We start from the raw sequence: 12658 nt of genomic DNA, 5'->3' as shown, positions 1-12658 counted from the left end.
ATCGCCCGGGGCCTCGCCGAGCGCCATGGCTCGTGGGCCTTCGGCCGGTACCCCGCCGTGGACGAATCCCCCCACTCAGGGGCGATCATCAACGATCTGCCGACGAGTGGCTTCGGCGTCGGTGACCTGGAGCAGCAGGCGCAGCGGTACACCAGCGCCCTGCCCCGATGGCGCGCCTGGCTCGAGGAACTTGCTTCGCAACCGGCTCCGGGTGCGCTCGCGGATCGCGTGGCACGAGGCCTCGGAAGAACTGGTCGGTCCGGTCCGGGGCACTCGCGACGCCCTCGACGCGGTCGCGAGCGAGGGCGGCGGACACGCTGACCCGATGCGTGGGGCCAGATGCGGGCAGCCGGGCCCGCCCTCCGGGCGGACGACGCCGCTTTCGAACGTGTCCTAGCGTCCGGCCAGTTCCAGTTCCAGCGCCAGGTCCAGATCCGACCCCAGCTTCGGCTCCGACTCCAGCCTTCTCCCCGCCGCCTCGGCTCCCGTCCCCGTCTCCTTCTCCTGCTCCACCACGGTCTTCACCCGCGACTCCCGCCACAGCCACAGCACGTCCCGCCCGAAGGACCACAACAGCAGGACCAGGGCCAGCAGCGCCACCGCGAAGTTGCCGGCGTACGGGAGCAGGTTCGCGCCCGCCCCCAGGAGGCAGATGCCCTGCATCGCGGCGACCGTCTTGCGGGCCGTGCTCGGGGGCAGCGGGGCGTTGAGCCAGGGGGCGACGCGGGCCGCGGCGACGAAGGCGTAGCGCATCGCGCCGATCAGGAGGACCCAGGGGCCCAGGGCCGTCGAGACGTACACGCTGAGCACGAGGATCAGGAACGCGTCGACCTCCATGTCGAAGCGTGCGCCGAGGGCCGTCGAGGTGCCCGTGCGCCGGGCCACCTTGCCGTCCACGCCGTCCAGCAGCAGGGCCACGGCTGTCAGGCCGACGAGCAGGGACACCGGGGGCGCGCTCACGAAGGAGTCCGCCACCAGGGCCGTCACCCCGCCGACCAGGGTGGCCCGGCCGAGGGTGACCCGGTTCGCCGGGCCGAAAGTGCGCAGACCCGAACGGTGCAGTGCCCGTGAGAGCACCGCCCAGGTGGCCGCGGCGAAGACGAGACCGGTCACCCAGCCCGCCGGCCCCATGCCGATCGCCGTGCCGAGCAGGGCCAGTACCAGGATCTGCACGCCCGCTCCCACAGCGGTCTCCTGCTGGACCAGCCTTGCGTCGTAAGTGTTGTTCAGGGCCACCGCACATCCTCCGGCCAGGTGACAGAGTCGATCAAGGCCGCGTACTGTGCGCGACCTGTGCACACCTCGGTACGTGAGCAAGTTCCCGAACGTTCAGGAGGACGCCGATGAACCGCACCGCACGTGCGTTCTGGATCGGTTCGCCGGGCCACGGTGAGATCCGTGACGTGACCCTGCCGGACCCGGCGGTGGGTGAGGTCGTGGTCCGCTCGCTGTACTCCGGGGTCAGCCGCGGCACGGAGACCCTCGTCTTCCGCGGCGGGGTCCCGGAGAGCCAGCACACGGTGATGCGGGCGCCCTTCCAGGAGGGCGACTTCCCGGCACCCGTGAAATACGGCTACCTCAACGTGGGGGTGGTGGAGGAAGGGGCCCGGGAGCTGGTCGGGCGCACCGTCTTCTCCCTGTTCCCGCACCAGACCCGTTTCGTCGTCCCGGCGAGTGCCGTCACCGTCGTACCGGACTCCGTGCCCGCCGGACGGGCCGTCCTGGCCGGCACGGTGGAGACGGCCGTGAACGCGCTGTGGGACGCGGCGCCGCTGGTCGGCGACCGGATCGCGGTGGTCGGCGGAGGCATGGTCGGCTGTTCGGTGACCGCACTGCTGAGCCGCTTCCCGGGCGTGCGTGTGCAGTTGGTGGACGCCGATCCGGCGCGGGCGAAGACCGCCGAGGCGCTGGGCGTCGGCTTCGCCTCCCCGGAGGAGGCGCTGGGCGGCTGCGACCTCGTCGTGCACGCCAGCGCCACCGAGCAGGGCCTCGCCCGCTCCCTGGAACTGCTGACCGCCGAGGGCACGGTCCTCGAACTGAGCTGGTACGGCGACCGCAGGGTCTCCCTGCCGCTCGGCGAGGCCTTCCACTCCCGGCGGCTGGTGATCCGCAGCAGTCAGGTCGGCACCGTCTCCCCGCGCCGCGCGAACCGCAGCTACGCCGACCGGCTCGCCCTCGCCCTGGAACTTCTCGCCGACCCCGCGCTCGACGCCCTCGTCACCGGGGAGAGCGACTTCGACGAGTTGCCGGAGGTGATGCCCCGGCTCACGAGCGGGGCCATTCCGGCCCTGTGTCACCGCGTTCGCTACGACGAGAGCGCCTGACCTGAGAAAAGAGTGAGATCCGGCTGAACACGGGGAAGCCAAGAGCCGTACTACACGGCATCCCCCGGCGGCCGATGGCCGGGGGACCAGACGCGCCGCACCTGGAGGGTCGTCCGTTGTTCAGTGTCACGGTCCGCGATCACATCATGATCGCCCACAGCTTCCGCGGAGAGGTCTTCGGACCCGCTCAGCGCCTGCACGGAGCGACGTTCCTCGTGGACGCCACCTTCCGTCGCGAGCAGTTGGACGACGACAACATCGTCGTCGACATCGGCCTGGCGACCCAGGAACTGGGCGCCGTCGTCAGCGAGCTGAACTACAGAAACCTCGACAACGAGCCCGACTTCGCGGGGGTGAACACCTCCACCGAGTTCCTCGCCAAGGTGATCGCCGACCGGCTCGCCGAGCGGATCCACAAGGGCGCGCTCGGCGAGGGCGCCCGTGGCATCGCCGCCCTCTCCGTCACCCTGCACGAGTCGCACGTCGCCTGGGCGAGTTACGAGCGTGCGCTGTGACCGACGTGACGATGGAAAAGGCCCCGCTCGCCTACCTGCCCGCGCAGCCGGCGAACCCGAGCAAGATCGGGGGCATTGTCCCCATGTCGCTGCGTTCCGTGCACTTCGTCATGCCGGGCGGCGTCGACGACCCGACGAACCCCAGCGGCGGCAACGCCTACGACCGCCGTGTCTGCCTGGACCTCCCCGGCTTCGGCTGGCAGGTCCACCAGCACCGGGTCGCCGGTGAGTGGCCCCGTCCGGCAGCTCCCGCCCGCGCGGAACTCGCCCGCACACTGCGGGAGTTGCCCGACGGCACGGTCGTCCTGCTGGACGGGCTGGTGGCCTGCGGCGTCCCGGAGATCGTCGTACCCGAGGCGGAGCGGCTGCGGCTCGCCGTCCTGGTGCACCTGCCGCTCGGCGACGAGACGGGCCTCGACCCGCTGCTCGCCGCCGAACTCGACGCCCGGGAGCGGGCGGTGCTGCGTGCCGTCCCGGCGGTGATCGCCACCAGCGACTGGGCGGTCCGCCGCCTCGTCTCGCACCACGGCCTCGCTCCGGAGAAGGTGCACGACGCCGCCCCCGGCGCCGACATCGCCCCCCTCGCCCCCGGCACCGACGGCGTCTCGCGCCTGCTGTGCGTGGCCGCGGTGACACCCCGCAAGGGCCAGCACCGGCTGATCGAGGCGCTCGCCGCGGTGTCCGACCTGCCGTGGACCTGCTCCTGCGTGGGCGGCCTCGGCCAGGACCCGGAGTACGTGGCCCACCTGCGCGGCCTGATCGGCAAGTACGGCCTTCAGGACCGACTGGAGCTGACCGGCCCCAAGGCGGGCGCCCAGCTCGACGCCGCGTACGCCTCCGCCGACCTGATGGTCCTCACCTCCTACGCCGAGACGTACGGGATGGCCGTCACCGAGGCCCTCGCGCGCGGCATCCCCGTCCTCGCCACCGACGTGGGCGGCCTGCCCGAGGCGGTCGGTCGTGCCCCCGACGGCGGCGTCCCCGGCATCCTCGTCCCGCCGGAGGACCCCGCCGCCCTCGCCGCCGAACTGCGCGGCTGGTTCGGCGAGGCCGACGTGCGGCGCCGGCTGAAGGCGGCCGCGCGAGGCCGGCGGGCGGCCCTCAACGGCTGGGCGAGCACCGCCCAGCGACTCGCCGGCGTCCTCGGCCGGCTCCCCGGCGAACCCCGGAGGGCGGCATGAGGAAGACCACGGCGACCCCGGCCGATCTGGCACGGCAGGCCGGGCGGATTCCGGCCCAGCCCGGACCTCGGGAGGTGTCCTCGGACATGGAGACGCAGACGACCGGTGTCATCGAGGGCGCCGGCCCGGTGACCCGCCCCGGCGAGCGGCCGACCGTGCGGCTGCGGGACGAGGACGCCGCGACGCAGGAACCGCCCCGCTACGCCCCCGAGTGGCTGCGGCTGCGCGAGCCGGCCGACGCCGCCGCACGGGCCGGCGACCTGCTGGACCCGCTGCGGATGAGGCTGGCCGGGCTGCCCGGCCGCACCGGCGGGCTCGTCGTGCACGACCTGGGCTGCGGCACCGGCTCGATGGGCCGCTGGCTCGCCCCCCGCCTGGACGGTCCCCAGCACTGGATCCTGCACGACCGCGACCCCTACCTGCTGCACTTCGCTGCCGTCGGCTCCCCACGGGTCGCCGCCGACGGCAGCCCGGTCACCGTCGAGACGCGCCGCGGCGACGTCGCCCGGCTGACCCCGGACGCCCTGGCCGGCGCCTCGCTGGTCACCGCGTCGGCACTGCTGGACGTCCTCACCCGCGAGGAGATCGACACCCTCGCCGCGGCCTGCGCGGGCGCCGGCTGCCCCGCCCTGCTGACCCTCTCCGTCGCCGGCCGCGTCGAACTGACCGCCGCGGACCCGATGGACGAGGAGATCGCCGCCGCCTTCAACGACCACCAGCGGCGCGGCGGCCTCCTCGGCCCCGACGCGGTCACCGCGGCCTGCGAGGCGTTCGCCGACCAGGGCGCGACCGTGAAGGTGCACCCCAGCGCCTGGCGGCTCGGCCCCGACGAGGCCGCGCTCACCGCCCAGTGGCTGCGCGGCTGGGTCGGCGCGGCCGTCGAGGAGCGTCCCGGTCTCGCCGCCCGCGCCGAGACCTACCTCGCGGCCCGGCTGGCGGCCTGCGCGGCCGGCGAACTCCACGTCACCGTCCACCACAGCGACCTGCTCGCCCTCACCCGGCCCACGGGCGGCGTCTGATGAGCGCGGAGACGGTGGGCGCGCGCCTCCCGGCGGCGTCGCCGGATCGGCGCGCGCGGACGGCCGTACGAGGGCCCCGGCACGACGGCGCGACACGGGCGGGTACGGCCGTCCCGGCGTCCCGTACCGCGGCCGTGGGTCTCCCGGCGCGTCCCGGCCCCGCCGTCTCCGAGGCCCGTATCGGCGTGACCGGGTCGGGGGCCCCGCGGCCCGCCGCCCGTGCCCGGCTCGCGGCGCTGCGCACCCACGTCGGCACCCTCGCCGGGGTCGTGATCCTCGGCGTCCTGATGTGGCGGACGGGCACCGGCCCCGTGCTGGACGGGGTGCGGCGGATCGACGCCCCCACCCTGCTGCTCGGACTCGGGATCGGCGCCGTCACCACCGTGTTCAGCGCGTGGCGGTGGGCGCTGGTGGCCCGCGCTCTGGGAATCCGGCTGCCCCTCGGGCCCGCCGTCGCCGACTACTACCGTTCGCTGTTCCTCAACGCGGCGCTGCCCGGCGGCATCCTCGGCGACGTGCACCGTGCCGTGCGGCACGGGCAGAGCACCGGCGACCTCGCACGCGGCGTGCGGGCCGTCGTCCTGGAGCGCACGGCGGGACAACTCGTGCTGGCCGTCGCTGGAGTGACGATTCTGCTGATCCTGCCGTCCCCGGTGACGGGCGAGGTACGGCACTTCGCGCCGGCGGCCGGCCTCGCCGCGGTCGGTGCCCTCGCCGTCGTCGTCGCCCTGCGGATGAACTCCTCCGCGTCCCGCCGGGGCGGACGGATGGGCAAGGCGCTGGCCGAGGCACGCGAGGGGCTGCTGTCCCGGCGCAACGGGCCCGGCGTCGCCCTGTCGTCGGCGGTCGTCCTGGCCGGGCACCTGGGGACGTTCGTCGTGGCCGCCCGTGCGGCCGGCTCCGCCGCCCCGGTGCTCACGCTGCTGCCGCTGGCGGTTCTCGCGCTGCTCGCGATGGGCGTGCCGCTGAACGTCGGCGGCTGGGGACCCCGCGAGGGCGTCACCGCCTGGGCGTTCGGCGCGGCCGGACTCGGCGCGAGCACCGGCCTCGCGGTCGCCGTCGTGTACGGGGTGCTCAGCTTCGCGGCCGCGCTGCCGGGCCTGGCCGTCCTCGTCGCCCGCTGGTGCACCGGGAGGGGGAACCGGGACCGGCAGACGGCGTCCGACACCGTCGTACCGGACGGGCAGCCCCGCGACGAGCCTTACGCGGGACCGCCCGTGGAATCCCCGCAGGTGGGCTTCCTCGTCAGTATCGAGAAATACGTCCCGAAGGAATCCGCCAGGCTCGACAGGAGTTCCTTCCCCTTTTCCGCGGACCCCAGGGAGGGACGGCCGATGACGCCCGAATCGGTATAGGCGGACATTCCCAGCGTGAGCAGATGGCGACGGTCGTCCGCGGTGAAATCGGCCGACTCGTGACCGGGCCGGACGAGTTCGGGGTGGGCGTGCAGCAGGATCGAGGTCTCGATCTCCCCGGCGTGCATGTCGGTGAGCAGAGAGGTCGACACCCCGGACCGCTGCCGGGCCGTCTCCCAGTCCTCCGGGGCCGGGAAGAGCGCCATCCGCTCGCCGCGGGCGGAGGACTCCTGCACGGCGTTGCCCAGGACGTAGTTCCCGCCGTGTCCGTTGACCAGCACCAGGGCCTCGACGCCCGAGCGGCGCAGGGAGGCCGCGATGTCCTGTACCACCGCGTGAAGGGTGACGGCGGAGATGCTGACGGTTCCCGGCCAGGCCGCGTGCTCGTGCGAGCAGGCGATGGTCACCGGCGGGAGGAGGCGCACCGGATACGCGGCGGCGATCTCCCGCGCTATCGCGCACGCGACGAGCGTGTCGGTCGCCAACGGCAGGTACGGTCCGTGCTGTTCGAAGCTTCCGACGGGCAGCACCGCCACCCGGACCGGGACGTCCGCGTCGCGCGACCGCACGTCCTCGGTGGTGTCCGCCGGCACGAGTCCGTACGCCGCCGTCCGCATTCCCGAACCACTCATCTTTTCCCGGCCTTTCGTCTCTGCTTAGGAACCAGATCATGACAGACAAATTTGGCGTGCTCGGCAAGAAGTCCCCCCAGCGCACCGGTGTGGAACGCGTGGTGAATGCACCGCTGCCCACCGTGTACGGCAAATTCCAGGCGATCGGTTACCTCGACCACGACCGCGGCGACGAGCAGGTGGCCCTGGTGTACGGCGAGCCGGGCTCCGAGAACGTGCTGACCCGGCTGCATTCGGAATGCCTCACCGGTGACGCGTTCGGCTCCCAGCACTGCGAGTGCGGCGATCAACTCGACTCCGCGTTGCGGGCCGTCGTCGCCGAGGGCGGGGGCATAGTGGTCTACCTGCGGGGGCACGAGGGCCGGGGGATCGGGTTGCTGGGCAAGCTGCGGGCCATGGCGCTCCAGGCGGAGGGTCTGGACACCGTCGAGGCGAACGTCGCGCTGGGCTTCCCCGTGGACGCACGGGACTACAAGGTGGCCGCCGACATTCTGCGCGACCTGGGCGTGCGCTCCGTCCGCCTGATGTCGAACAACCCGCGCAAGCGGGAGGCACTGGTCGACAACGGCATCCAGGTCGCCGAGGAGGTGCCGCTGCTGATCGAGCCGTGCGAGAACAACATCACGTATCTGCGCACCAAGCGTGAGCGGCTGGACCACCGCCTGCCGCATCTGGACGCGGTGGCGCACTGGTCCTGACCCCACGCCTCCTGACCACACGGCCCTGACCCCACGGCGGTCCCTGGCCCCGCAGCCCCGGAACACGCGCTGTGGGCCGCCGTCGCGGTCAGGGGTCACCGCCGACGGCGCCCGGGGCGTACGCCCGCCAGGGCAGGTGGAGGCAGGGCAGGCGGCGGCCCGCCCGGTCAGTCCGTGACCGCTTCGTGGACCAGCCGCTTGAGGTCGGGGTAGAGCTTCAGCGACGTCCTCGGCCGCACCTGGGTGAGGAACTGGACGGTGAGGTCGCGGCTCGGGTCGACCCAGAACGTCGTCGTGGCCACCCCGCTCCAGCCGTACGTGCCGAGCCCGGAGGGGGCCTGGGTGCGGTCCGGGTCGATCACCACGGAGACGCCGAGACCGAAACCGACGCCGTCATTGCCTGGCTCGTCGTGGGCGGGGCGGCTGCCGACCGCGCGCAGGTCGGCGCCGCCCGGCAGATGGTTGCGGGTCATCAGGTCGACGGTCTCCGGCTTCAGCAGCCGCGTCCCGTCGAGTTCGCCGCGGCGGCGCAGCAACTCCATGAACCGGTGGATGTCGTATGCGGTCGCCACCATACCGCCGCTGCCCGACAGGAACCGGGGCCGCCCGAACAGCGGCAGCCCCGGGATCGGCTCGATGCCGCCGGCCTCGGTGCCGCCGTACAGCTCGGCCAGCCGGTCCGCCTGGTCACCGGTGACCTGGAAGCCGGCGTCGGGCATGCCGAGCGGGCGGAAGATCCGTTCGGCGAGGAACTCGTCGAGGGGCCGGCCGGAGACCACCTCGATGATCCGGCCCAGGACGTTCGTGGCCACCGAGTAGTTCCATTGCGTGCCCGGCTCGAACTGGAGCGGCAGCCGCGCGTACGCCTCGACGGTCCCGGCCAGGTCCGAGCCGGGCAGCACCGCCGACTCCAGCCCGGCCTCCCGGTACAGGGCGTCGACGGGGTGGCTGTGGTAAAAGGCGAAGGTCAGGCCCGCGGTGTGGGTCATCAGGTGCCGCACGAGCAGGGGCCGCTCGGCCGGCCGGGTCTCGATGTCCCGGCCGGAGCCGCCGACGTACACGCGCGGATCGGCGAAGGCCGGGAGGTGGGCGGCCACCGGGTCGTCGAGCGAGAGCCGGCCCTCCTCCGTCAATATCAGCGCGGCGACCGAGGTGACCGGCTTGGTCATCGAGTAGATCCGCCACAGGGTGTCGGACTCGACGGGGAGCCCGGCGGCCACGTCGCGGTGGCCGTGCGCGGTGAGGTGCGCGATCCGGCCGCCGCGGGCGACGGCCATCAGGAAGCCGGGCAGCCGGCCCTCGTCGACGTAGTGTGCGGCATGCCGGTCGAGGCGGTGCAGCGCCTTCACGTCCAGCCCGACCTCGGTGGGGTCGACCTCTTGTCGAAGCTGTGCCATCGCTCTCCTCCGGTGCGTTCGATCAAGGTGCGGTCCGGCATACCCCGCCGGAACGACCTCAGACTTCATCGTCGCGCAGGGACGGCCCGGAAGGGCCCCTCGGGACGGCGGGAACGGTGGGCTGTGCGTCGCTGCGACCGGCAGGAACAGGCAGTGGGTGGGCACCGGGAAGGCCGGCCGGAACGTCGGCGGGGAGCCCGGCCGCGTCCGTCCGGGACCGGCCCGGAAGCATCCGGCAGAACGGCAGCACCGCAGCGGCCGCCACGGCGAACACGACGAGCGGCGACCTGGTCCCGGCCGTGTCCATGAGCACCGTCGCCGACGCCACCCCGAGCACCGGTCCCACGTTCATCGCCGTCTGCTGCAACCCGCCCGCCACTCCGGCCGACTCCACGGGAGCCTGCCGTACGACGACATGGGTCGCCGCGACCATCACCGTGCCGAACCCGGCGCCCACCAGGGCGAACCCGGCGCAGAAGGCGGCCGCGCCGGGGGCGGCGGCGAGAACGAGGAGGCCGGCGGCGAGTACGGCGGTCGCCCCGGCGACGGTGGGACGGGCACCGGCCCGGCGCAGCAGGACGGCCGACGCCGGCGCCGCGGCCACCAGGCACGCGGCCAGCGGCAGGCTGACGAGGCCCGTGCGCAGCGGGGTGAGGCCCAGGTCGTCCTGGAGGACGTACACGCAGGCGAAGAGGCCGCCGTTGAGGACCGCCGACGCGGCGACCAGCAGGGCCAGGGCCGCACCGACCGCCGGGGAGCCGACGACGGCGGGCGGCACCAGCGGTGCCGGGGCGCGGCGCTCGTGGCGGACGAAGCCGGCACCGGCGACGGCGGCGGCCACGGCTCCCAGCGTGCCGGCGGTGCCGGAGGGCGCGACGAGGGTGTGCACCAGACAGGCCAGCGCCACCGCGAGCCAGAGGGCGCCGGGCACGTCGAGGGCGGCCGACGAGGGCTGTGGACGTTCCCGCCGCTCCGGGGTGAGGGCGAGCGCGCCGAACGCCAGCGCGGGCAGCACGTTCAGCAGGAACACCGATCGCCATCCGAACGTGGTCGTCAGCGCTCCGCCCAGCACCGGACCGGCCGCTGCCGCCAGCCCGATCGCGGCGGTCCGTGCGGCGATCGGTCGCCGCAGTCCCTCCGGCGGGTAGGCGGAGCGCAGCATGCCGAGCGTCGCGGGCTGCGACAGCGCCCCGAACACCCCCTGCACCACCCGCAGTGCGATCACCCAGCCCACGCCGGGCGCCACCGCGATGCCCGCCGAGGCCGCCCCGAAGCCGAGCATGCCGACGGCGAACGTACGCCGGTGGCCGTAGCGGTCGCCGAGCCTTCCGGCGAACACCAGCAGGCCGGCCACGGCGACGAGATAGCCGGTGCTGGTCCACTGGACCTGGGTGAAGGAGGCGTCCAGGTCGCGTCGCAGGGTGGGCTGGGCGACGGTGAGGACGGTGCCGTCCAGGGCGACGACCATGGCGCCGGCGACACTGCTCGCCAGGGTCAGCGGGCGATTCATCGAGTGGCCTCCGGCCCCAGGTGGGCCTCCAGGGCCGTCCGCAGCAGCGGTACGAAGTCCTCGCCACCGGCGGCGAGTTGGAGGCTTCCCCAGCTCCACAGCTGGGCGATGCCGTGCAGGTTCGCCCACAGTGCCGCCGTGACGGCGCGGGCGTCGGCGTCCGGCCTGACCCGGCCGACCAGCTCCACCAGCAGGCCGAACAGCGGCAGGCTGGTGTCCCGGAGTCCCAGATGACCGCTGGCCAAGAGGTCGTGACGGAACATCAGCTCATACATGCCGGCGTTCTCCAGGGCGAACTCCAGGTAGACGCGCCCGAGTTCGGTGATCTGCTCGCGCGGGGGCGCGCTACCGTCCCCGCACGCCGTCCCCACCCGGCCGGCCAGTTCGGTGAAGCCCCTGCGGGCGATGGCCGACAACAGCTCCAGGTGGGTGGGGAAGTAGCGGCGGGGCGCCCCGTGCGAGACACCCGCCCGGCGGGCGATCTCCCGCAGGGTCAGAGCCCCGACGCCCTCCTGTGCCAGCAGTTCCACGCCGACCTCGACCAGCCGGACCCGCAGCTCCTGCCCGGACCTGTCCTCATCGCTCATGGACAGTGTCTACCAGGCGGACGTAGACAGTGTCTACCGCGCGGGGAGCGCGCCACGGCCGCTCCGGCTGGTGTGCTGCCCCGACATGCTCCGCTCCGTCTCCCCGAGGGGGCCCTCCCAGCGCCCTCAGGCAGTGGGAAGGGTGAACGGGAGGGCCCCCACGGCCAGGCCGCCTACTCCTTCGCCGACTCGACGGCGTGGCCGCCGAACTGGTTGCGCAGGGCGGCGATCATCTTCATCTGCGGCGAGTCCTCCTGGCGCGAGGCGAACCGCGCGAACAGGGACGCCGTGATCGCCGGCAGCGGCACCGCGTTGTCGATGGCCGCCTCGACGGTCCAGCGGCCCTCGCCCGAGTCCTCCGCGTAACCGCGCAGCTTGTCGAGGTGCTCGTCGTCGTCGAGGGCGTTGACGGCCAGGTCGAGGAGCCAGGACCGGATGACGGTCCCCTCCTGCCAGGAGCGGAAGACCTCGCGGACGTCGGTGACCGAGTCGACCTTCTCCAGCAGCTCCCAGCCCTCGGCGTACGCCTGCATCATGGCGTACTCGATGCCGTTGTGGACCATCTTGGAGAAGTGCCCGGCACCGACCTTGCCCGCGTGGACATAGCCGTACGGGCCTTCCGGCTTGAGCGCGTCGAAGATCGGGCGGAGCCGGTCGACGTGCTCCTTCTCGCCGCCGACCATCAGCGCGTAACCGTTCTCCAGGCCCCACACACCGCCGGAGACACCCGCGTCGACGAAGCCGATGCCCTTGGCGCCCAGCTCGGCGGCGTGCTTCTCGTCGTCCGTCCAGCGGGAGTTGCCGCCGTCCACGACGGTGTCGCCGGCCTCCAGGAGGTCGCCCAGCTCGTCGACGACGGACTGCGTCGGGGCACCGGCCGGAACCATCACCCACACCGTGCGCGGCGCTTGGAGGCTCTCGACGAGTTCGGCGAGGCCGCTCACGTCGGACAGGTCGGGGTTGCGGTCGTAGCCGACGACGGTGTGGCCCGCGCGGCGGATGCGCTCGCGCATGTTGCCGCCCATCCTGCCCAGACCGATCAGACCCAGCTGCATGTCAGTGCACTTCCTTCAGTTCACGGTAGGCGGCCACGAGGGCGGTGGTGGAGGCGTCCAGGCCGGGGACGTCGGCGCCCTCGGTCAGGGCGGGTTCGACGCGCTTGGCGAGGACCTTGCCCAGCTCCACGCCCCACTGGTCGAAGGAGTCGATGCCCCAGATCGCGCCCTGGACGAACACCTTGTGCTCGTACAGGGCGATGAGCTGGCCGAGCACCGACGGCGTCAGCTCGGTCGCCAGGACGGTGGTGGTGGGATGGTTCCCCTGGAAGGTGCGGGGCGCGACCTGCTCCTCGGGCACCCCCTCGGCGCGGACCTCGTCCGGGGTCTTGCCGAAGGCCAGCGCCTGCGTCTGTGCGAAGAAGTTCGCCATCAGCAGGTCGTG

The 12658-nt window shown here is 73.3% G+C and carries 11 protein-coding genes and 2 pseudogenes; 6 read left to right on the top strand and 7 right to left on the bottom strand.

The window, feature by feature from the left end:
* Positions 1-393 precede the first annotated feature (393 nt).
* Complete coding sequence (locus ACZ5Y0_RS20870) at positions 394-1236, bottom strand: CDP-alcohol phosphatidyltransferase family protein (RefSeq protein WP_469130172.1); 843 nt, start codon at positions 1234-1236, stop codon at positions 394-396.
* A 107-nt stretch (positions 1237-1343) separates the two neighbouring features.
* On the opposite strand from ACZ5Y0_RS20870, the gene ACZ5Y0_RS20865 reads away from it, so the two are divergent.
* From ACZ5Y0_RS20865 to ACZ5Y0_RS20845, 5 genes and pseudogenes are all read left to right on the top strand, one after another.
* Complete coding sequence (locus tag ACZ5Y0_RS20865; RefSeq protein ID WP_469130171.1) at positions 1344-2324, top strand: zinc-dependent alcohol dehydrogenase; 981 nt, start codon at positions 1344-1346, stop codon at positions 2322-2324.
* A 116-nt stretch (positions 2325-2440) separates the two neighbouring features.
* The gene (locus ACZ5Y0_RS20860) at positions 2441-2839 is read left to right on the top strand and encodes a 6-pyruvoyl trahydropterin synthase family protein (protein ID WP_467518441.1); all 399 of its coding nucleotides are present in this window, start codon (positions 2441-2443) and stop codon (positions 2837-2839) included.
* Positions 2836-4020: a glycosyltransferase family 4 protein gene (locus tag ACZ5Y0_RS20855; RefSeq protein WP_469130170.1), complete on the top strand. Its 1185-nt coding sequence runs from the start codon at positions 2836-2838 to the stop codon at positions 4018-4020. Before ACZ5Y0_RS20860 ends, ACZ5Y0_RS20855 begins: the two co-directional genes overlap by 4 nt.
* Positions 4017-5039: a class I SAM-dependent methyltransferase gene (locus ACZ5Y0_RS20850; RefSeq protein ID WP_469130169.1), complete on the top strand. Its 1023-nt coding sequence runs from the start codon at positions 4017-4019 to the stop codon at positions 5037-5039. The genes ACZ5Y0_RS20855 and ACZ5Y0_RS20850 overlap by 4 nt, the downstream gene beginning before the upstream one ends.
* Positions 5039-6115, top strand: a pseudogene (locus ACZ5Y0_RS20845) (lysylphosphatidylglycerol synthase transmembrane domain-containing protein); the annotation flags it as partial. The gene ACZ5Y0_RS20850 and the pseudogene ACZ5Y0_RS20845, both read left to right, overlap by 1 nt.
* Positions 6116-6240: 125 nt before the next feature.
* On the opposite strand, the gene ACZ5Y0_RS20840 reads toward ACZ5Y0_RS20845, so the two are convergent.
* The gene (locus ACZ5Y0_RS20840) at positions 6241-7026 is read right to left on the bottom strand and encodes a creatininase family protein (RefSeq protein ID WP_469130168.1); all 786 of its coding nucleotides are present in this window, start codon (positions 7024-7026) and stop codon (positions 6241-6243) included.
* 38 nt (positions 7027-7064) lie between these two features.
* Between ACZ5Y0_RS20840 and ribA the strand changes: the two genes are divergently transcribed.
* On the top strand, positions 7065-7724 hold the full coding sequence (gene ribA, locus ACZ5Y0_RS20835; protein ID WP_469130167.1) for a GTP cyclohydrolase II: 660 nt from the start codon (positions 7065-7067) through the stop codon (positions 7722-7724).
* Between the two features lie 167 nt (positions 7725-7891).
* Here the strand turns inward: ribA and ACZ5Y0_RS20830 are convergent, their stop codons facing one another.
* The 5 genes and pseudogenes from ACZ5Y0_RS20830 to ACZ5Y0_RS20810 all read right to left on the bottom strand — a co-directional run.
* Entirely contained in the window at positions 7892-9121 is a 1230-nt protein-coding gene (locus ACZ5Y0_RS20830; protein ID WP_469130166.1) for a serine hydrolase domain-containing protein, read from the bottom strand.
* Between the two features lie 58 nt (positions 9122-9179).
* Positions 9180-10631 (bottom strand): MFS transporter, encoded by a 1452-nt coding sequence (locus ACZ5Y0_RS20825; RefSeq protein ID WP_469130165.1) that lies wholly within the window; start codon positions 10629-10631, stop codon positions 9180-9182.
* The gene (locus ACZ5Y0_RS20820; RefSeq protein WP_469130164.1) at positions 10628-11218 is read right to left on the bottom strand and encodes a TetR/AcrR family transcriptional regulator; all 591 of its coding nucleotides are present in this window, start codon (positions 11216-11218) and stop codon (positions 10628-10630) included. The genes ACZ5Y0_RS20825 and ACZ5Y0_RS20820 overlap by 4 nt, the downstream gene beginning before the upstream one ends.
* A gap of 173 nt (positions 11219-11391) precedes the next feature.
* The gene (gnd, locus tag ACZ5Y0_RS20815) at positions 11392-12273 is read right to left on the bottom strand and encodes a phosphogluconate dehydrogenase (NAD(+)-dependent, decarboxylating) (RefSeq protein WP_469130163.1); all 882 of its coding nucleotides are present in this window, start codon (positions 12271-12273) and stop codon (positions 11392-11394) included.
* Between the two features lies 1 nt (position 12274).
* Positions 12275-12658: pseudogene (locus ACZ5Y0_RS20810) on the bottom strand (glucose-6-phosphate isomerase); the annotation flags it as partial.

It is taken from the genome of Streptomyces sp. NPDC033216 (assembly GCF_055577115.1).
Note: the sequence above shows the minus strand (reverse complement) of the source record. Positions and strands in the feature narration are given on the sequence as shown.

Bases quoted from the DNA above. Each gene is read 5' to 3' on its own strand.
- ACZ5Y0_RS20865 (WP_469130171.1), top strand. From the start codon at position 1,344: ATGAACCGCACCGCACGTGCGTTCTGGATCGGTTCGCCGGGCCACGGT.
- ACZ5Y0_RS20850 (WP_469130169.1), top strand. From the start codon at position 4,017: ATGAGGAAGACCACGGCGACCCCGGCCGATCTGGCACGGCAGGCCGGG.
- ACZ5Y0_RS20840 (WP_469130168.1), bottom strand. From the start codon at position 7,026: ATGAGTGGTTCGGGAATGCGGACGGCGGCGTACGGACTCGTGCCGGCG.
- ribA (WP_469130167.1), top strand. From the start codon at position 7,065: ATGACAGACAAATTTGGCGTGCTCGGCAAGAAGTCCCCCCAGCGCACC.
- ACZ5Y0_RS20830 (WP_469130166.1), bottom strand. From the start codon at position 9,121: ATGGCACAGCTTCGACAAGAGGTCGACCCCACCGAGGTCGGGCTGGAC.
- ACZ5Y0_RS20825 (WP_469130165.1), bottom strand. From the start codon at position 10,631: ATGAATCGCCCGCTGACCCTGGCGAGCAGTGTCGCCGGCGCCATGGTC.
- ACZ5Y0_RS20820 (WP_469130164.1), bottom strand. From the start codon at position 11,218: ATGAGCGATGAGGACAGGTCCGGGCAGGAGCTGCGGGTCCGGCTGGTC.
- gnd (WP_469130163.1), bottom strand. From the start codon at position 12,273: ATGCAGCTGGGTCTGATCGGTCTGGGCAGGATGGGCGGCAACATGCGC.